The 19,785-nt window shown below is 63.8% G+C and carries 18 protein-coding genes; 12 read left to right on the plus strand and 6 right to left on the minus strand.

Annotated elements, in window-relative coordinates; genetic code table 11:
- Positions 1-8: 8 nt before the first annotated feature.
- The 4 genes from bioC to bioB are packed head-to-tail and all read right to left on the minus strand — an operon-like array spanning position 9 to position 3,776.
- On the minus strand, positions 9-827 hold the full coding sequence (gene bioC, locus APH28_RS19520; RefSeq protein ID WP_060512166.1) for a malonyl-ACP O-methyltransferase BioC: 819 nt from the start codon (positions 825-827) through the stop codon (positions 9-11).
- Positions 820-1,551: an alpha/beta fold hydrolase gene (locus tag APH28_RS19525; protein WP_060512167.1), complete on the minus strand. Its 732-nt coding sequence runs from the start codon at positions 1,549-1,551 to the stop codon at positions 820-822. Before APH28_RS19525 ends, bioC begins: the two co-directional genes overlap by 8 nt.
- Complete coding sequence (bioF, locus tag APH28_RS19530) at positions 1,544-2,716, minus strand: 8-amino-7-oxononanoate synthase (protein WP_060512168.1); 1,173 nt, start codon at positions 2,714-2,716, stop codon at positions 1,544-1,546. The genes APH28_RS19525 and bioF overlap by 8 nt, the downstream gene beginning before the upstream one ends.
- 1 nt (position 2,717) lies before the next feature.
- Positions 2,718-3,776 carry a biotin synthase BioB gene (gene bioB / locus APH28_RS19535; RefSeq protein ID WP_060512169.1) on the minus strand — a complete coding sequence of 353 codons (1,059 nt, stop codon included), beginning with the start codon at positions 3,774-3,776 and terminating at the stop codon, positions 2,718-2,720.
- 89 nt (positions 3,777-3,865) lie between these two features.
- Between bioB and APH28_RS19540 the strand changes: the two genes are divergently transcribed.
- The 4 genes from APH28_RS19540 to rarD are packed head-to-tail and all read left to right on the plus strand — an operon-like array spanning position 3,866 to position 7,361.
- A complete protein-coding gene (locus tag APH28_RS19540; protein WP_060512170.1) occupies positions 3,866-4,603 on the plus strand; it encodes a ComF family protein in 738 nt (245 codons plus the stop codon).
- Between the two features lie 26 nt (positions 4,604-4,629).
- A complete protein-coding gene (locus tag APH28_RS19545; RefSeq protein ID WP_060512171.1) occupies positions 4,630-5,394 on the plus strand; it encodes a TOBE domain-containing protein in 765 nt (254 codons plus the stop codon).
- Between the two features lie 49 nt (positions 5,395-5,443).
- Positions 5,444-6,418 carry a serine/threonine protein kinase gene (locus APH28_RS19550; RefSeq protein WP_060512172.1) on the plus strand — a complete coding sequence of 325 codons (975 nt, stop codon included), beginning with the start codon at positions 5,444-5,446 and terminating at the stop codon, positions 6,416-6,418.
- 55 nt (positions 6,419-6,473) lie between these two features.
- Positions 6,474-7,361: an EamA family transporter RarD gene (rarD, locus tag APH28_RS19555; protein WP_060512173.1), complete on the plus strand. Its 888-nt coding sequence runs from the start codon at positions 6,474-6,476 to the stop codon at positions 7,359-7,361.
- Between the two features lie 216 nt (positions 7,362-7,577).
- Here the strand turns inward: rarD and APH28_RS19560 are convergent, their stop codons facing one another.
- On the minus strand, positions 7,578-8,096 hold the full coding sequence (locus APH28_RS19560; RefSeq protein WP_054885257.1) for a glycine cleavage system protein R: 519 nt from the start codon (positions 8,094-8,096) through the stop codon (positions 7,578-7,580).
- Positions 8,097-8,547: 451 nt separating this feature from the next.
- On the opposite strand from APH28_RS19560, the gene APH28_RS19565 reads away from it, so the two are divergent.
- The gene (locus tag APH28_RS19565; protein ID WP_060512174.1) at positions 8,548-10,725 is read left to right on the plus strand and encodes a malate synthase G; all 2,178 of its coding nucleotides are present in this window, start codon (positions 8,548-8,550) and stop codon (positions 10,723-10,725) included.
- 119 nt (positions 10,726-10,844) lie between these two features.
- Here APH28_RS19565 and APH28_RS19570 read toward each other — a convergent pair whose 3' ends face one another.
- Positions 10,845-11,294, minus strand: coding sequence for a response regulator (locus tag APH28_RS19570; RefSeq protein ID WP_256250107.1), 450 nt, complete (start codon positions 11,292-11,294; stop codon positions 10,845-10,847).
- Positions 11,295-11,501: 207 nt separating this feature from the next.
- On the opposite strand from APH28_RS19570, the gene APH28_RS19575 reads away from it, so the two are divergent.
- The 7 genes from APH28_RS19575 (at position 11,502) to APH28_RS19605 (ending at position 19,722) form a co-directional block, all read left to right on the plus strand.
- Positions 11,502-13,439 (plus strand): DUF294 nucleotidyltransferase-like domain-containing protein, encoded by a 1,938-nt coding sequence (locus tag APH28_RS19575; RefSeq protein WP_060512176.1) that lies wholly within the window; start codon positions 11,502-11,504, stop codon positions 13,437-13,439.
- A complete protein-coding gene (locus APH28_RS19580) occupies positions 13,436-14,146 on the plus strand; it encodes a PolC-type DNA polymerase III (protein ID WP_060512177.1) in 711 nt (236 codons plus the stop codon). The genes APH28_RS19575 and APH28_RS19580 overlap by 4 nt, the downstream gene beginning before the upstream one ends.
- 101 nt (positions 14,147-14,247) lie before the next feature.
- A complete protein-coding gene (locus APH28_RS19585; protein WP_060512178.1) occupies positions 14,248-14,766 on the plus strand; it encodes an RNA polymerase sigma factor in 519 nt (172 codons plus the stop codon).
- The gene (locus tag APH28_RS19590; RefSeq protein ID WP_060512179.1) at positions 14,763-15,719 is read left to right on the plus strand and encodes a FecR domain-containing protein; all 957 of its coding nucleotides are present in this window, start codon (positions 14,763-14,765) and stop codon (positions 15,717-15,719) included. The genes APH28_RS19585 and APH28_RS19590 overlap by 4 nt, the downstream gene beginning before the upstream one ends.
- 219 nt (positions 15,720-15,938) lie before the next feature.
- Entirely contained in the window at positions 15,939-18,371 is a 2,433-nt protein-coding gene (locus tag APH28_RS19595) for a TonB-dependent siderophore receptor (RefSeq protein ID WP_060512180.1), read from the plus strand.
- Between the two features lie 56 nt (positions 18,372-18,427).
- A complete protein-coding gene (locus APH28_RS19600; protein ID WP_060512181.1) occupies positions 18,428-19,540 on the plus strand; it encodes a PepSY domain-containing protein in 1,113 nt (370 codons plus the stop codon).
- The gene (locus APH28_RS19605; RefSeq protein ID WP_060512182.1) at positions 19,537-19,722 is read left to right on the plus strand and encodes a hypothetical protein; all 186 of its coding nucleotides are present in this window, start codon (positions 19,537-19,539) and stop codon (positions 19,720-19,722) included. The genes APH28_RS19600 and APH28_RS19605 overlap by 4 nt, the downstream gene beginning before the upstream one ends.
- Positions 19,723-19,785 lie beyond the last annotated feature (63 nt).

Consider the following 19,785-nt stretch of genomic DNA (forward strand, 5'->3'; position numbering starts at 1 on the left):
CGCTCCTCTTATGCCTGTGGCTTGCGCAACACACCATAGACCACCTGATAGGTGGCAGGCAGCCCCTGGGGCTGGCGAAATGCTTCGTAGGCCTGCAACAGGCCTTGCATGCGCGCTCGACCGGTCAGGCCTGAGGGGCGCCCGGGGTTGAGATTGTGCGCACCAAGGGCCTTGAGTTCATGGGTCAGGCTGCGTACATCTGGGTAATGCAGCACATGGGCCTGACGCTGCAGGCTGACCTGTGCGAAGCCACTGGCAGCGCACAGGCGCTGGTAGTCATCAAACCTGCGGAAGCGGTTGACATGCACCATGCCGTCAACCGCCTGCCAGCTGGCGCGCAGCTCATCAAGGGTACCGACACATAGGCTGCTGAAGGCCAGCACGCCGCCTGGGCGCAGCACTCGCCGGGCTTCATCCAGCACACTGGCGAACTGACCGCACCACTGCACCGCAAGGCTGGTGAACACCAGGTCGACACAGGCATCACGCAGTGGCAGGCGCTCGGCATCGCCAGCCACGTGATACTGCGCCCCACCCTGTTCGCCACGTGCGTGGCACAGCATGCCTTCGGCAATATCCACGGCAACCCCGGTTGCCTGTGCGAAACGCTCGCTTAGCACACGGCTGAAATGCCCAGTGCCACTGCCCAGGTCCAGCCAGCGCGTCGGGGCCAGGTCATCGGGTAGCTGATCCAGCAGGCTCACGCCCACCGCACGCTGCAGCGCCGCGACGCTGTCGTAGCTGGCCGCCGCACGGGAGAACGAGGCAGCCACCTGGCGCTTGTCCGGCAATGCGCCGGGCAGGGTTGGACGGGAAAGGTCAGTCATCGCCACTCTCATGCAGGAAACTTTTAATGCCCGCCGCCAGTTCCTGCGGGTACTCCAGCAGGAAGGCGTGGGAACTGTCTTCGACCAAGCCGACCTCCACGTCGGGCAGCAGCTCGCTCAGCGCCTTGGCCGCCTCTGCCGGAACCAGCGCATCGCTACCTGCGAAAAGATGCAACTGCGGGCCGGCAAAAGCCTGCAGGGCCTCACGGGTATCGAGCCTGGCCAGCACCTCAAGGCCGGTGGCCAGGTACAGCGGGTCAGTGTCCGGCACACCGACACCCAGCTGGCGCAGCAGTGTGCGAGGTTGCAGGGCACCGTCGCTGCACAGCGTGCGGAAGCGCTTGAGGGTCACCGAGGTATGGCTGCGGCAACCGTCGAGAAAGGTGCCGAAGGTGTCTTCGGCCATGCCGTGAGGCCAGTCGGTACGGACGACGAAACTGGGGTTGCTGCCCAACGTCAGCAGGCCGCAGCAGTGGTCGCCACGCCTGCGCGCCAGTTCGCTGGCGAGCATGCCGCCCAGCGACCAGCCACCCAGCCAGGTATCGCTGGGCAATTTGCGGTCAAGGTAGTCCACCCAGGCGTGCACATCGGCATCGGCCAGCTCTGGCAATGGCATCAGTTCAACCTGCAGACGTGCATCCTGAGCCCGCAGGCTGGCAGCGAGCGGCTCGAGGGCGGCGGTGCCAAGCCCCCAGCCGGGAAGAAGAATCAAACGGTTACGCATCGGCGGCCTCCAGTTGTGGATAACACTCGGCCAATGCATTCAACAATAGCTGCACCTGCGCCTCGCTGTGCGCCGCGCTCAGGGTGACCCGCAGGCGGGCACTGCCGGCGGGCACGGTGGGTGGGCGGATAGCGGTTACCAGCAGGCCGCGGTCACGCAGCATGCCCGACAGCTTGAGGGCTTGGGCACTGTCGCCGATCAGGATCGGCTGGATCGGCGTCGGGCTGTCCATCAGCTGCAGACCGATTTGCTCGGCACCCTCACGGAACTGGCGAATCAATGCGGCCAGGTGCTCGCGACGCCAGGTTTCGCGGCGCAACAGTTCCAGGCTCTTGAGCGTGGCACAGGCCAGCGCCGGCGGCTGGCTGGTGGTGTAGATGTAGGGTCGGGCAAATTGCACCAGTGCTTCGATCAGTTCCTCGCTGCCGGCAACAAAGGCACCTGCGGTACCACAGGCCTTGCCCAACGTGCCGACCAGTACCGGTACATCCTCGACACCCAGGCCGAAGTGCTCGACGATGCCGCCGCCCTGCGCACCCAGCGTGCCCAGGCCATGGGCGTCGTCGACCATCAGCCAGGCGCCGCGGGCACGAGCCACATCGGCCAGCGCAGGCAGATCGGCAAGGTCGCCGTCCATACTGAACACGCCGTCGCTGACCACCAAGGTGTTGCCGGTGGCCTTGCCCAGGCGGTTGGCGAGGCTGTCCGGGTCGTTGTGCAAATAGCGGCTGAAACGGGCCCCGCTGAGCAACCCGCCGTCGAGCAGCGAGGCGTGGTTCAGGCGGTCCTGCAGCACGGTGTCGCCCTGCCCCACCAACGCGGTAATGGCGCCAAGGTTGGCCATGTAACCTGTGGAAAACAGCAGTGCCCGCGGGCGACCGGTCAGGTCGGCCAGCGCCTCTTCGACTGCATGGTGCGGCGCGCTGTGGCCGATCACCAGGTGCGAGGCACCACCACCGACACCCCAGCGCTCAGCGCCAGCCTGCCAGGCGGCAATTACCTCAGGGTGGTTGGCCAGCCCCAGGTAGTCATTGCTGCAGAAGGCCAGCAGACGCTGGCCGTCGACCACGACGTCAGGCCCTTGCGGGCTTTCAAGCAATGGCCGCTGCCGATACAGGTCTGCGGCGCGCCGTTCGGCCAGGCGCGCCGCCAGGTCGAAGGCCATCTCAGGCAGACGCGGCGTCGTAGAACAGCTCGCTGCTGCGTTGCTCGACCAGGGCTTGTTCGATAGCCGCCTGGTGCACTTCGTCAGCATGCTCTTCGCGCGCTTCGGGCTGGATACCCAGGCGGGCGAACAGCTGCATGTCCTTATCGGCCTGCGGGTTGGCGGTGGTCAGCAGTTTCTCGCCGTAGAAGATCGAGTTGGCCCCGGCCATGAAGGCCAATGCCTGCATCTGCTCGTTCATCTGCTCACGGCCGGCGGACAGGCGCACGTGCGACTTCGGCATGAGGATGCGGGCGACCGCCAGCATGCGGATGAAGTCGAACGGGTCGACGTCCTCTTCCTCGGCCAGCGGCGTGCCGGCAACCTTCACCAGCATGTTGATCGGCACCGACTCCGGGTGCTCGGGCAGGTTGGCCAGCTGGATCAGCAGGCCTGCGCGGTCGTCCAGCGACTCGCCCATGCCCAGAATGCCACCGGAGCAGATCTTCATCCCGGCATCGCGCACGTAGGCCAAGGTCTGCAGGCGCTCGCTGTAGGTACGGGTGGTGATGATGCTGCCGTAAAACTCCGGCGAGGTGTCGAGGTTGTGGTTGTAGTAGTCCAGCCCAGCCTGGGCCAGGGCTGCGGTCTGCTCCTGATCGAGCTTGCCGAGGGTCATACAGGTTTCCAGGCCCATGGCCTTGACCCCTTTGACCATCTCCAGCACGTAGGGCATGTCTTTGGCCGATGGGTGCTTCCAGGCCGCCCCCATGCAGAAGCGGGTGGAGCCGATGGCTTTGGCGCGCGCGGCTTCCTCGAGCACCTTCTGAACTTCCATCAGCTTCTGCTTTTCCAGCCCGGTGTTGTAGTGGCCGGACTGCGGACAATATTTGCAATCTTCCGGGCAGGCGCCGGTCTTGATCGACAGCAGCGTCGAAACCTGTACGCGGTTCGGGTCGAAATGCGCGCGGTGCACGGTCTGCGCCTGGAACAACAGGTCATTGAAGGGCTGCTGGAACAGTGCCTTGACCTCAGGCAGGGACCAGTCGTGACGTGTTGTTGCAGTTGTGCTGGCGCTCATCGGCGTTTCCTTGTTTAGGCTGTAGCTGGCGCCGAGGCACAAGTGCCCGCCAGCGCATCACGGATAGCTCGCATACTCATGGAAGGCCTATGAACTGTCAACCTTGGTTAAAAGCACTGGTTTACAACTGTACGAATATTAACCACTCCTGCTCGTTATGCAGCGCACTTGCTGAACAGCGGTACCCGTTGTGTATCGCCTGCGAGCAAGCGCTTCCCTGGCTGGATGAATATTGTCTGCGGTGCGCGCTGCCCTTGCCGATGGCCGGCCTGATCTGCGCCCAGTGCAGCCGACGTCCGCCGGCCTACGATCAGGTCGTAGCACCCTGGCATTATGGGTTCCCACTGGACACGCTGATCAGCCGCTTCAAGCACAACAATCAATGGCCGCTAGGCCGCTTGATGGCCGAATTGCTGGGCCTCAACTTGCACCATCGCTATCAGGAGGGCATGCCCAGGCCAGATTTGTTGCTGCCGGTACCGCTGGCCCGGCGCCGGCTGCGCGAGCGAGGCTTCAATCAGGCCGCCATGCTTGGGCGGTGGCTGTCGAAAGCGCTGCTCATCAAATGCGAAGAGCGGTTGCTGCTGCGCACCCGTGAGACACCTGCACAGCAGCACCTGGATGCACGGGCCCGCCGCCACAATCTGCGCCGGGCGTTCGCGCTGGCCGACCAGGCATCGCTCAAGGGCAGGCATGTCGCCGTGATCGATGACGTGCTGACCACTGGCACTACCGCGCAGGCTATTGCGCAACTGTTGCGTCAGGCCGGTGCACGCAGGATCGATGTGTATTGCCTGGCACGTACGGCAAAACCGGGGCAAGCTTGACGGGTCAGTTACAAAAAGGCGCCACCATGTCCCTGCCCACCCTCCTCACCCAGCACATCGCCCGCCGCCCGCAGCGCATCGCCCTGCTCCAGCACATAGCCGATCAAGGCTCGATCACCCGCGCGGCCAAGGCTGCCGGCATCAGCTACAAGGCGGCCTGGGATGCGATCGATGAACTCAACAACCTGGCCAGCCAACCGCTGGTCGAGCGCAGCACGGGCGGACGCGGTGGTGGTGGCGCAAGGCTTTCGCCAGAAGGTGAGCGGGTGCTGCGCCTGTACCAGAAAGTGCAGGCACTGCAGGCACAGATTCTGGAAGCAGCGGAAGAGTCCAGCGACCTCGACCTGCTGGGCCGCCTGATGCTGCGCACCAGTGCGCGCAATCAGTTGCAGGGCCAGGTCAGCGGGTTGCGCAGGGAGGGCCGGCACGACCGGGTCAGCCTGGCGCTGGGCGGCGGGCTGGAGATCGACGCCTTGATTACCCATGACAGCACGGCGCGGCTGGAGCTGACGCTGGGGACCATGGTGGTGGCGCTGCTCAAGGCCGGGTGGGTGCAGTTGCTGGCGGCCAGTGATGAAGCCGAGGCAGGCAGCAATGTGCTGAACGCCACCGTTGAAGAGGTGCTGGCAGACTCGCAGGGCGACAACGAGGTGCGGCTGGCGCTGGGCAACGGGCAGACGCTATGTGCCTTTGCCGAAGCGGGTTGGCTGGTCGAGCAGTCAGTCAAGGAAGGTAGCAAGGTGAAGGTGCAGTTCCATCCTTCCTATGTATTGCTGGGGGTTCCGGTGTAACCGCTGGAATGCGCTACCATGCCGACATGTCGCCCACCCCGGAGCCCCCATGTCCCACCCCTTCGACACCCTCACCCCCGACCTGGTCCTTGACGCCGTGGAAAGCCTGGGCTTTCTCAGCGATGCCCGGGTACTGGCGCTGAACAGCTACGAGAACCGCGTCTATCAGGTGGGCATCGAAGATTCGCAACCGCTGATCGCCAAGTTCTACCGCCCTGGCCGCTGGAGCGATGCGGCGATTCTCGAAGAACACCAGTTCACCGCCGAACTCGCCGACTGTGAAGTGCCTGTGGTCGCACCGCTGCAACAAGGCGGCCAGACCCTGTTCGAGCACAAGGGTTTCCGCTTCACGCTGTTCCCGCGCCGTGGCGGCCATGCACCAGAGCCCGGCAACCTCGACCAGCTCTATCGCCTCGGCCAGTTGCTCGGCCGCCTGCACGCCGTGGGCGCTACGCGCCCGTTCGAACACCGCGAAGCGCTGGCTGTGGACAACTTCGGCCACGCCTCGCTGAACACCCTGCTTGATGGCGGTTTCGTGCCCAAGGATCTGCTACCCGCCTTCGAGTCCGTGGCCCGCGACCTGCTCAAGCGGGTCGAGGATGCCTACGCCCGCACGTCACATCAGGTCATCCGCCTGCATGGCGACCTGCACCCCGGCAACCTGATGCATCGCGACGACGTGTATCACGTGGTCGACCTCGATGACTGCCGCATGGGCCCGGCCGTCCAGGACCTGTGGATGATGCTCGCCGGCAGCCGCGAGGAGCGTTTGGGTCAACTGGCCGAGTTGGTCGACGGCTACAATGAGTTCCACGATTTCGACCCGCGCGAGCTGGCCCTGATCGAACCGTTACGTGCCCTGCGCCAATTGCACTACAGCGCATGGCTGGCGCGGCGCTGGGACGACCCGGCGTTCCCGCCGAGCTTCCCGTGGTTCGGCCAGCCGCGTTACTGGGGTGACCAGATCCTGGCCTTGCGCGAGCAACTGGCAGCGCTGGATGAACAACCACTGAAATTGTTCTAGATGCACGCGCGCCTCTGTCTACAATGGGCGTCGCTTTATTGAGCAAGGACTCTCCATGCACGCTGCAAACCCGCGCCGCGGGTACCTTCTGGGCCTTGGTGCCTACATCATCTGGGGCTTGTTCCCGCTGTACTTCAAAGCTATCCAGAGCGTTCCGGCGGTGGAGATCATTGTCCACCGGGTGCTCTGGTCGGCCCTGTTCGGTTCACTGTTGCTGCTGGTGTGGAAACACCCCGGCTGGTGGCGCGAGCTGCGTGAAAACCCACGCCGGCTAGCAATTCTGGCGCTGAGCGGTACGTTGATCGCCGCCAATTGGCTGACCTATGTCTGGTCGGTGAACAACGGCCGCATGCTCGAAGCCAGCCTGGGCTACTACATCAACCCCTTGATCAATGTGCTGCTGGGCATGCTGCTGCTCGGCGAGCGCTTACGCCGCCTGCAATGGCTGGCAGTGGCCATGGCCGCGGTGGGCGTTGCCCAGCAGGTATGGCAAGTGGGCAGCCTGCCATGGGTGTCGCTGGCGCTGGCGCTGAGCTTTGGCTTCTACGGCCTGATTCGCAAGCAGGCACCGGTAGCGGCGCTGCCCGGCCTGGTAGTGGAAACCTGGATGTTGGTACCGCTGGCGCTGGGCTGGATGCTGCTGCATCCGACAGCGATGAGCGCACACGCTGACTTCTACACCAGCAGTGAGGCACTGTGGCTGATGGCAGCGGGACCGGTGACGCTGGTGCCACTGGTGTGCTTCAACGCGGCGGCGCGGCACCTGCCCTACACCACCCTGGGCTTCCTGCAGTACCTGGCGCCGACCTTGGTGCTGCTGCAGGCGGTACTGCTGTTCGATGAGCAACTGTCGTCAAGCAGCTTGGTGGCGTTCATCTTTATTTGGGCGGGCTTGGCGATCTATAGCGTCGATGCCTGGCTGAATCTGCGCAAGCGCGCCTGATCAAAAAACGATCAAAATTGCGCAGGCCACGTCGTTCGTGGCCTGCAGCAACATCTCCAAAGGTTATCCACACCCTCGTCCCCGTGCTTTGTGCACAAGCGACTGATTCCTGTACGTTTTTTGCTCAGACCTCGGAAAGGCTTGCCGCGCTTGGGCTGGCGCGTTACGCCCCCAGCTTATCCACAGGGCCTTCCCCGTGAAATCGGGATAACCCGCTCAGTCCTCCGGTCGTAACTTCAACTCCACCATCAGGTCATCCGCCAGGCTCTCGAGCTTCTGTTGCAGGTCATCCAGCGACAAGGTCAATGGCAGCGCCAGCAGCGCATCGGCATGGAACAGCGGCTCACTGCTCATCGGCGCCGGCCGCACTTCAGTGGTGAAGCGCTCCAGGTTTACGCCTTGGTCCGCCAACAAGCGGGTGATATCGCGCACGATGCCTGGGCGGTCATTGCCCACGAGCTCCATGGCAATCGGTTTCCACGTGCACGAGGGTTCTATGCCACTCTCGGCGATCAGCACGCGAATATCGTATTGCCCCAGCGCCTGCAGCGATTTCACCAGCTCGTCGTAGTTTTCCGCCGGCACCGCCACCCGCAGGATCCCGGCAAACTGCCCGGCCATCCGCGACATGCGGCTCTCCAGCCAGTTGCCATTATGGTCGGCGATGCACTGCGCAATGCGCTCGACCTGGCCGGCTTTGTCCGGGGCAATCACGGTGAGTACAAGATGATCCACAGGCCCTTCCTCTGCGTCAGGCCGCCCAAAGCGGCGTAAATACGGGGGATCGATTCAGTATAGGCAAGGCGCGGCAACCTGCCGCAGGGCAATCAGCGCAAACAATCGTGTACTGTTTAAAGATTTATCTGGAACAATCCACCGGTTTTTTGCGAACATACGTTCTCCCAGCGTGACCATACGCGACCAACTGGTCGCATAACGGCGCTTTTAGTCTGATTTTGCCTCGCCTACTGCTTCATGTAGTATCCCGTGGCGCGGACTACAAAACGTCGTTTGGATGTCTGCCAAGGCGCCTGTGAAAATACGCACACTGTCTACCAGCCCGTCTGGCAGGCCGCACCCAGCCGCGCTCGTGCCATCCGACGAGGGCAAGCACTGGAACGTGTTTAGAGAAGCGCTACAGGCTTAATACAGAAGAGCGAAATAGCTGAGCAGAGTGAGGCAAGCAATGACTGGATACGTTCAAGTCGGTGGCCTTCAGGTCGCCAAGGTCCTGTATGACTTCGTCAACAACGAAGCCATGCCGGGGACCGGCATCGTCGCCGAGCAGTTCTGGGCCGGTGCAGAGAAGATCATCAATGACCTCGCTCCAAAGAACAAAGCCCTGCTCGCCAAGCGCGACGAGCTGCAAGCCAAGATCGACGCCTGGCACCAGGCACGCAAAGGCCAGGCACACGACGCCGTAGCCTACAAAGCATTCCTCCAGGAAATCGGCTACCTGCTGCCACAAGCTGACGATTTCCAGGCCACCACCCAGAACGTGGACGAAGAAATCGCCCACATGGCCGGCCCGCAGCTGGTGGTTCCGGTGATGAACGCCCGCTTTGCCCTGAACGCCGCCAACGCCCGTTGGGGTTCGCTGTACGACGCGCTCTACGGCACCGACGTCATCAGTGACGAAGGCGGCGCCGAGAAAGGCCAGGGCTACAACAAGCTGCGTGGCGACAAGGTCATCGCTTTCGCCCGTGCTTTCCTTGACGAAGCCGCGCCACTGGCGGCCGGCTCGCACGTTGACTCCACCGGCTACCGCATCGAAGGCGGCAAACTGGTCGTGGCCCTGAAAGGCGGCAGCAACAGCGGCCTGCGTGACGACGCCCAACTGATCGGCTTCCACGGTGACGCCAAGGCACCGACCGCCGTGCTGCTCAAGCACAACGGCCTGCACTTCGAAATCCAGGTCGACGCCAGCACCCCAGTCGGTAGTACCGATGCCGCCGGCGTCAAAGACATCCTGATGGAATCGGCACTGACCACCATCATGGACTGCGAAGACTCGGTCGCCGCCGTCGACGCCGATGACAAGGTCATCGTCTATCGCAACTGGCTGGGCCTGATGAAAGGCGACCTGGCCGAAAGCGTGAGCAAAGGCGGCAAGACCTTCACCCGCACCATGAACCCGGATCGCGAGTACGCCGCCCCTAACGGTGGCAGCGTAACCCTGCACGGCCGTTCACTGCTGTTCGTGCGTAACGTCGGCCACCTGATGACCAACCCGGCGATCCTCGATGGCCAGGGCAATGAAATCCCTGAAGGTATCCAGGACGGGCTGTTCACCAACCTGATCGCCCTGCACAACCTCAACGGCAACACCAGCCGCAAGAACACCCGCAGCGGCAGCGTGTACATCGTCAAGCCGAAGATGCACGGCCCGGAAGAAGTCGCCTTCGCCGCCGAGATCTTCAGCCGCGTCGAAGACCTGCTGGGCATGAAGCGCAACACCGTCAAGGTCGGCATCATGGACGAGGAGCGCCGTACCACGGTCAACCTGAAGTCCTGCATCAAGGCGGCCGCCGAGCGCGTGGTGTTCATCAACACCGGCTTCCTCGACCGCACCGGTGACGAAATCCACACTTCGATGGAAGCCGGCGCCGTGGTGCGCAAGGGTGCCATGAAGAACGAGAAGTGGATCGGCGCCTACGAGAACAACAACGTCGACGTGGGCCTTGCCACCGGCCTGCAAGGCCGTGCGCAGATCGGTAAGGGCATGTGGGCAATGCCTGACCTGATGGCTGCCATGCTCGAGCAGAAGATCGCTCACCCGCTGGCCGGCGCCAACACCGCCTGGGTACCGTCGCCAACCGCCGCCACCCTGCACGCCCTGCACTACCACAAGGTCGATGTACAGGCGCGTCAGCGCGAGCTGGCCGCGCGCACCCCGGCTTCGGTCGATGACATCCTGACCATCCCGCTGGCGGCCGATACCAATTGGTCGGCTGAAGAGATCCGCAACGAGCTGGACAACAACGCCCAGGGCATCCTCGGCTATGTCGTGCGCTGGATCGACCAAGGTGTGGGTTGCTCGAAGGTACCGGACATCAACGATGTCGGCCTGATGGAAGACCGCGCGACCCTGCGCATCTCGGCCCAGCTGCTGGCCAACTGGCTGCGCCATGGCGTGGTCAGCCAGGAGCAGGTGCTGGAAAGCCTCAAGCGCATGGCTGCGGTGGTCGACAAGCAGAACGCTGGTGACGCCCAGTACCGCCCGATGGCGCCGAACTTCGACGACAACGTCGCGTTCCAGGCGGCCATCGAGCTGGTGATCGAAGGTGCCAAGCAGCCGAACGGCTACACCGAGCCGGTGCTGCACCGTCGTCGTCGCGAGTTCAAGGCGCGTAACGGGCTGTAACCGCAGGGGGCCGCTTTGCGGCCCTTTCGCGACACAAGGCCGCTCCTACAGGGGATCGCATTCTTCTGTAGGAGCGGCCTTGTGTCGCGAAAGGGCTGCAAAGCAGCACCAGTCCTGCACTACTCGATCTTCAATTCTTTCTTCACCAACCCCAGCAGTTTCCCCAGATCTACCGGCTTAAGCAGAAAATCCACCACCCCCAGGTGCATCACGTCCACCGCCTCCTTCACATCGGTGTCGCCCGACACCACGATGATCGACAACGCCGCCCGCTCCGACTCACGAATCTGCCGGATCAACTCCAGGCCGTCGTTGGGCTGCATGCGCAAATCAGTGATCATCAAGGCAATGCGCGGTTCGTAATGCAGCTTGAGCATTGCCTCCTGCGCTCCGTCAGCCGTCATGCTCTCGATGCCCCTGCTTTTCAGGTACAGCTTGAGCGCCTCACTGTTTACCCGGTTGTCATCCACAACCAGCACAACCGGACTTGGCGCCACAGGCGCACTCACCACGGCCAGGGCTTCGCGTTCGGCGTCACTCAGAATCTCGTCATGCTCAGCCATGGTCATCTCGTCAAAAAAATCCCGCTTAGTAGTTAGGACCGCAAAAGCTCTCTAACCCGGCTCGCCTTTCGTCGGGTCTTTGACAGCCACCGCTCACTAGACTTACGTCCAATGGGCACCACCCCGCTGCCAGCCGACCATGGGGCCCGAGAACAACAAGGCCGCTCCTATATATAGATATATATAGTTCGGCGTAGCGATACGGTCAGTGTCATGAGCAAAAAGGACGCCTACAGCCAGGCGGGTAGAACAGCAGTACTGCAGAACATCCAGGGCACCTTGCAGTTCCTGCAGCGTTTCCCGCCGTTCAATCAGATGGAGCAGAGCCACCTGGCTTTCCTGGTGGAACAGTGCCAGCTGCGTTTCTATGCCAGCGGCGAAAGCATCATCAAACCCACGGATGGGCCGGTCGAGCACTTCTACATCGTCAAGCAGGGCCGTGTGGTCGGCGAGCGCCAGCACCTGGTCAAGCCTGGGGTGGAAACCACCTTCGAGATCACCGGTGGCGAATGCTTCCCGCTGGCGGCGCTGCTTGGCGAGCGGGCCACGCGCACCGAGCACCTGGCCGGTGAAGACACCTTCTGCCTGCAGCTGAACAAGGCCGCGTTCATCCGCGTCTTCTCGATGTCGGAAGTGTTTCGAGACTTTGCACTGCGCGGGGTCAGCAGCCTGCTCGACCAGGTCAACCAGCAGGTACGCCAACGTGCAGTGGAAACCCTCGGCACCCAGTACTCGCTCAATGCCCCGCTGGGCGAACTGGCCATGCGTCACCCGGTGGTCTGCGCGCCCGGTACACCGCTGCGCGAAGCCGTGCGGCAGATGCATGAACAGCAAGTCGGCAGCATCGTCGTGGTCGACCCTCAGCGCTACCCGGTGGGTATCTTCACCTTGCGCGACCTGCGCCAGGTTGTGGCTTGCGCCGATGCCGACCTCGGTGCACCGATCGAGCAGCACATGACCGCCAAGCCGTTCTACCTCAGCCCCCAGGCGAGCGCCTTCGATGCGGCCATGGCAATGACCGAACGGCATATCGCTCACGTCTGCCTGGTAGACAACCAGCGCCTGTGTGGCGTGGTCTCCGAGCGCGACCTGTTCTCCCTGCAGCGGGTCGACCTGGTGCATTTGGCGCGTACCATCCGCCATGCGCCACGCCTCGATTCGCTGGTGCAACTGCGCGGCGAGATCAGCCAGCTGGTCGAGCGCATGCTCGCTCACGGCGCCTCCTCGACGCAGATCACCCAGATCATCACCCTGCTCAACGACCACACCGTGTGCCGGGTGATCGAGCTGGCCATTGCCGAACGGGGCGACCCCGGCGTGCCGTTCAGCTGGCTGTGCTTCGGCAGCGAAGGGCGCCGCGAGCAGACACTGCACACTGATCAGGACAATGGCATTCTCTTTGAAGCCGCCGACGACACCGAAGCCGAGGCCATTCGCGCGCGCCTGCTGCCCTTGGCGCAGTACATCAACCAGTGCCTGGCCCAGTGCGGTTTCACCCTGTGCAAGGGCAACGTCATGGCCGGCAACCCCGAGTTGTGCCTGTCACGCACGCAATGGGCTAGGCGCTTTGCCGGCTTCGTGCGCGAGGCCAGCCCGGAGAACCTGCTGGGTTCGAGTATCTACTTCGACCTGCGCGTAGTCTGGGGCGATGAACAGGGCTGTGAACAACTGCGTCGGCAACTGCTGGAGCAGGTGGCGGACAACCGCATCTTCCAGCGCATGCTGGCCGACAACGCCCTGCGCCAGCGCCCCCCGGTGGGCCGGCTGCGCGAATTCGTGCTGACCCGCCAGGGCAACGACAAGGCCGCCACCCTCGACCTCAAGGTCCAGGGCCTGACGCCCTTCGTCGATGGCGCCCGTCTGCTGGCCCTGGCCAATGGCATTGGCGCCTGCAACACCCTGGAGCGCCTGCGCCAGTTGGTCGAAAAAGGGGTTATCGAAGCGCTCGACGGCGCCGCTTATGAAGAGGCCTACCACTTCATCCAGCAGACTCGCATGCAGCAGCACCAGCGCCAGGTCCGCGACAACCTGCCGTATTCCAACCGCCTCGACCCGGACAGCCTCAACCACCTGGACCGGCGCATCCTGCGTGAATCCATGCGCCAGGCCCAGCGCCTGCAGAGCAGCCTGGCGCTGCGGTATCAGTTATGAGCCTATTCGCCTGGCTGCGCCCGGCCGCCCCGCTGCTGGACGACGCCTTGCGTCAGCGCCTGGCCCAGTTGCCCAAAGCCAAGCCGCTGGGCGTGTGCGCGTTGCGCGAGCAGCGCTGGGTGGTGCTCGACCTGGAAACCAGCGGCCTGAATCCCAATCGTGACCAGGTGCTGTCGATCGGCGCGGTGGCCATCGAGGACGGGGCCATCGACTTCGCCCAGCAGTTCGAACGCACCCTGCACCGACCTGAGCAAAAAACCAATGCCAGTGTGCTGATCCACGGCCTCGGCCCAAGTGCCCTGGCCGCTGGCTGCGACCCGGCCGAGGCTTTGCTCGACCTGCTCGAATTCATTGGCGACAGCCCAGTGCTGGCGTTCCATGCACCGTTCGACCAGCGCATGCTTGCCCGTGCCTTGAAAGAGAGCCTGGGCCACCGCTTGCAGTTGCCCTTCCTCGACGTGGCCGAACTGGCACCGATGCTCAACCCCGACACCGTGCTGCGCGAGGCCGGACTGGACGACTGGGTGGCGCGCTTCGGCCTGCAAGTGGACGAGCGTCACCATGCCAGCGCCGATGCGCAGGTTACAGCGGAGCTGGCGCTGATCCTGTTCAGCCAGGCCCGACGCCAGCAGCTCGACAGCCCGTTGCAGCTGGAGCAGCGATTGGCCGGCTGGCGGCGGCGCAAAGCGCATAGCCACGGCCTCTGATAGTGGCAATCCGATAAGCGTCCATTGCACCGCACCCCTCCCCTCTGCAACAATCGCGAATAATTATCGTTAGTTAATGCATTCGTTCCGGGGGACGCTGCATGTCTTCTGCCCACAGCCCACATGGCGAACTGGTCGGCTCGCTGTACCGCGACCATCGCGGCTGGCTGCTCGCCTGGCTGCAGCGCAGCATGGCCTGCCGTCAGCGTGCCGAAGACCTGAGCCAGGACACCTTCGTGCGCCTGCTCGGCCGTGAGCAGCTGGACACCCCGCGCGAGCCGCGAGCCTTCCTCGCCGCCGTGGCCAAGGGCCTGATGTTCGACCACTTCCGCCGCGCAGCGCTGGAGCAGGCCTACCTGGCCGAGCTGGCGTTGCTCCCCGAAGCCGAACACCCTTCCCCAGAAACCCAGCACCTGATCCTCGAAGACCTCAAGGCCATCGACCGCCTGCTCGGCAAGCTATCGAGCAAGGCCCGTGCGGCCTTCCTGCACAACCGCCTGGATGGCCTGGGCCACGCCGAAATCGCCGAACGCCTGGGCGTTTCGGTGTCGCGCGTGCGCCAGTACATCGCACAGGGCATGCGCCAGTGCTACGTGGCCCTGTACGGGGAACCGACGTGAACAACACACCGGTTTCGTCGCAGGTGCTGGAAGCCGCCATTGCCTGGAAAATGAGCCTGGACGATGGCAGCGGCACGCCTGATGAGCGCAGCGATTTCATCCGCTGGCATGCCGCCAGCGAAGAACATGCCCGTGCCTGGCGCCAGCTCGGCGCCCTCGACCAACGCGTCAGCGCCGCTGCCGGCCCGGCTCGTCAGGCCCTGCTGCAATCGCGCGTCAGCCTGCGACGCCGCATAGGCAAGGCCGGCAGCGGGCTGGCCGGCCTGTTCCTGCTCGGCGCTGTACTGACCGGGTTCGGCACACCTTCACTGGCGCCCAGCTATTGGCTTGCCGACCTGCGCACCGCCACGGGCGAGCTGCGCACTCTGCGCCTGGAAGACGGCACGCTGTTGAGCCTGAACACCCACACCGCCGTGGATATCGACTACGACGGCGACCAGCGCGTGCTGGTGCTGCGCCAAGGCGAAATCTCGGTGGAAACTGGCCACGACGACCCACGCCCGCTGCTGGTGCGTACCGACGATGGCCGCCTGCGCCCGCTGGGCACGCGCTTCCTGGTGCGCCGCGAAGGCAACGGCACGCGCCTGGAGGTCCTGCAGTCGTCGGTAGCCGCCATGCCGCACAACAGCGGCGACGAACGGGTGCTGCACGAAGGCCAGCAAGTGCTGATGAGCAGCAATGGCCTGGGCCACATAAGCCCGGTAGCAGCCGGTGCCGATGCCTGGACCCGCGGCATGCTGGTGGTCGACAACGTGCGCCTGGCCGACCTGCTGAAACAACTAAGCCCTTACCGCAGCGGCCACCTCGGCGTGGCCGATGAAGTGGCGGACCTGCGCGTGACCGGCAGCTTCCCGCTGACCGACACCGACCTGGCGCTGGCTTCGCTGGTGCCGGCGTTGCCGGTGAAGATCGAACGGCATACGCCTTGGTGGGTAACCGTCGTTCCCAAGTAAACCTGCATCGGCCTCTTCGCGGGCTCGCCCGCTCCCACAGGGACATCACGGCTTCGAAGACTGGGAAATTCTTGTGGGAGCGGGCGAGCCCGCGAAGAGGCCGGGGCAGGCGAAAGCCAGATTCAAATAATTCTCACTTTTTTTCCGATTCCCCCTGTCACTTCTGGAAGCTCGCTCGGCAAGGAAGCAGTTAGCACTTATCCGTCGAGGAACCGCTGCATGTCCCGTGCCGTTGATCGTATCCTGCGTCCCAGCCTGATGGCCTTGGCCATCGCCATGGCCGCGCCATTGTCCAGCACCGCTTTGTTCGCCGCCGAGCAGTCCGCACCGCGCGCCTACAGCCTGCCCGCCGCGCCGCTGGCCAGCACCCTGAACCAGATCGCCAGTCAGTCGGGCATCGCCTTGGCTATCGACCCGGCGCTGGTCAGCGGCCGTACCTCGGCCCCGGTCAATGGCCAGTACAACGGCCTTGGCGCCCTGCAGGCCGCCCTGCTGGGCACCGGCCTGCAACTGCAGCAGAGCAGCGTCGGCAGCTACAGCCTGGTCGCCGTGCCGGAGGGCGCCCTGGCCCTGCCAGAAACCACCGTGAATGCCGCCAGCGCCTCCGAAAGCGCCTGGGGCCCGGTCGACGGTTACCTGGCCAAGCGCACCGCTGCCGGCACCAAGACCGACACCGCGCTGGTCGAAGTACCGCGCTCGATCTCGGTGGCCACCCGCCAGCAGATGAGCGACCGTGGCGTGCACAGCCTCGACGACGCCGTGAAATACATGCCAGGCATCGTCTCTGCCAGCTTCGGTAGCGACACCCGTTACGACTGGATGCGCGTGCGCGGCTTCGAGCCAACCCAGTTTCTCGATGGCCTGCCACTGCCACGCGGCGTGTACGCCAACCCCAAAGCCGAGACCTGGAACCTCGACCGCCTGGCCTTGCTGCGCGGTCCAGCTTCCTCGTTGTACGGCCAGACACCACCCGGTGGCCTGCTGGACATGGTCAGCCGTCGCCCGCAGGCCGAAAGTGAACACGAGATCGAACTGCAGTACGGCAGCGACAACCACCGCCAGATCAACTTCGCCAGCACCGGCAAGATCGATGACGAAGGCCGGTTCCTGTACGGCGTCAGTGGTGTTATTCGCGATGGCGGCACACAGATCGACCATATTGACGACAAGCGTTACAACATCGCCCCGAGCCTTACCTGGAACATCGACGAAGATACTTCGCTGACCCTGCTGACCCAGTTCACCCGCGACGATACCGGCGCCACCAGTCAGTTCCGGCCGATCCAGGGCACCAAGATCGACATGCCGTTCGGCAAGATCTCGCACCACAAGAACCTGGGTGACCCTGACTACGAGTTCTACGACCGCACCTACTACGCACTGGGCTACGCCTTCGAGCACCGCATCAACGATGTCTGGCAGTTCCGTCAGAACCTGCGCTACACCAAGACGGACCTGGCGTTCCAGACCATCACCCCCGGCTCCTATAACCCGGGTACGCCGCCGGTGAAGGACGATGGCACCGTCAGCCGCATGTCCACCAACACTGATGAAGACATCAGCCAGTTCGCAGTGGACAACAACTTCCAGGCCGACTTCGCCACCGGCGACATTACCCACACCCTGCTGCTGGGCCTGGACCATCAGCGCGTCAACACCAACTACCTGTCGATCTTCGGCTTCAACGTGCCGGACAGCAACGTGGTCAACCCGGTCTACGGCGTACCGATCACCCGCCCGGACCGCTCGACAGCGTTCTACGACTATGACCAGAAGACCTACCAGACCGGTGTGTACGCCCAAGACCAGATGGCCCTGGGCAACTGGCGCCTGACCCTGGGTGGTCGTGAAGACTGGGTGCACACCAGCACCAAGTTCCTCAACCAGGGCGATGCCACCAATACCCAGCGCGACAAGAAATTCAGCGGCAACGCGGCCATCAGCTACGTGTTCGACTCGGGCTTCGTGCCGTACCTGTCGTATGCCGAGTCGTTCCAGCCGTCCAGCAACGCTGCCGTGTCCGCTTTCGAGTCGTTCAAGCCTACCGAGGGCAAGCAGTGGGAACTGGGCGTCAAGTACCAGCCACCGGGCTCCAACACCTTGCTGTCGGCAGCCGTGTATGACCTGACCCAGAAAAACGTATCGGTCACCAACAACGTCGGCGGCATAACCGTTACCAGCCAGACCGGCGAAGTGAAAGTCCATGGTTTGGAGCTGGAGGCGGTTTCCGACGTCACCGAAAACCTCAAGCTGACCGCCGCCTACACCCTGGCCAAATCAGAAGTGCAGGACGGCCTTTACAAAGGCAACCGCCTGCAGCTGATGCCCAACCAGCAAGCCTCGCTGTGGGCCGACTACACCTGGCACAGCGGCGTGCTCGACGGCTTCGGCATCGGCGGTGGCGCGCGCTACACCGGCAACACCTACGGCGACCAGGCCAACACCTACCTGGGCAAGGCCAACGCCTACACCGTGTTCGACGCCTCGGTGCACTACGACCTCGGTCGCCTGAGCACCAGCCTCAAGGGCGCGTCGGTGGCGGTCAATGCGACCAACCTGTTCAACAAGGACTACATCTCCACCTGCGACAGCTACTACTGCTACTACGGCGACGAGCGCAGTGTCGTAGCCAGTGCTTCCTATAAGTTCTGAGTGAACGGGGGCCGCTTCGCGGCCCCACGGTCCAACAGACACTATTCGGTACCGTGATGAAAAGCCCCACCCTCCGCCGCTGGTCGGTGATCCACACCTGGAGCAGCCTGGTCTGCACCGTGTTCATGATGTTGCTGGCGCTCACCGGCCTTCCGCTGATCTTCCACCACGAACTCGAACACCTGCTCGGCGACGCACCCGAGCTGCGTGAGATGCCGCCCGGCACCCCGCATCTGGACTTGCAACAACTGGTCATCAAAGCCGAACAGCACCGCCCCGGCGAAGTCGTGCAGTACTTCGGCTTCGAACAAGACGAGCCCAACGGCGTGCTCGCAATCACTGCCGCCACCGCTGGCACCGAACCCAACTCATCGCATACCTTCATGCTCGACGCCCGCACCGGCGAAGCCGTGGCCATGCCCGCTGCCAATGGCGGCTTCATGATGCTCATGCTACGCCTGCACGTGGACATGTTTGCCGGCCTCCCCGGCAAGCTGCTGCTGGCCTTCATGGGCGTGCTGTTCGTCGTCGCGATCGTCTCCGGCACCGTGCTCTACGCACCGTTCATGCGCCGCCTCGACTTCGCTACCGTGCGCCATGAAAAGTCTCGCCGCCTGCGCTGGCTCGACCTGCACAACCTGATCGGCGTGGTCACCCTGGCCTGGGCGCTTACCGTGGGTGTGACCGGTGTCATCAGCGCCCTGTCCGATCTGGTCATTGCGGCCTGGCGCAATGACAGCCTGGCCGCCATGGTCGCCCCTTACCGTGACGCCCCACCGCTTACCGAGCGCGCACCGGCCACCCGCCTGCTGGAAATCGCCGAAATGGCCGCCCCCGGCATGCGCCCAGACTTCATCGCCTTCCCTGGCACACGCTTCTCCAGCGAACACCACTACGCAGTGTTCATGAACGGTGCCACGCACCTGAGCGCGCACCTGTTCACACCTGTGCTGATCGACGCCCGCACTCTGGATCTGACCGCCGTCGGCGAACGCCCTTGGTACATGGACGCCATGGGCCTTTCGCAGCCGCTGCATTTCGGCGATTACGGTGGCCGGCCAATGCAGATTCTCTGGGCGGTGCTCGACGTCCTGACCATCATCGTATTGGGCAGCGGCGTGTACCTGTGGTGGGGCAAACACCGCAGACCCAGGGAGGCCCGAGCATGAGCCACAAATCGCAATCGACCCGGCGTATTTTCGCCTGGCCAGCGCTCATTGCATTGCTCAGCGCCGCCGGGCTGTTCGCCGCGTTGCTTGGCGACGGCTTCTGGGACAGCCTCGCCTGGCTCGGCCTGGGCCTCTCGGCCGTATTGGGCCTGAGTGGCTTCTGGCCCCGGCGTCGACGATAACGGGTTACCACCGGCACGCTGCGCCCTACCCGCAGGCTTGGCTCCTTTTGCCCCTGGAGCCAA

The sequence above is a fragment of the Pseudomonas sp. NBRC 111124 genome, assembly GCF_001320245.1.
In the GTDB taxonomy this organism is placed as follows: Bacteria; Pseudomonadota; Gammaproteobacteria; order Pseudomonadales; family Pseudomonadaceae; genus Aquipseudomonas.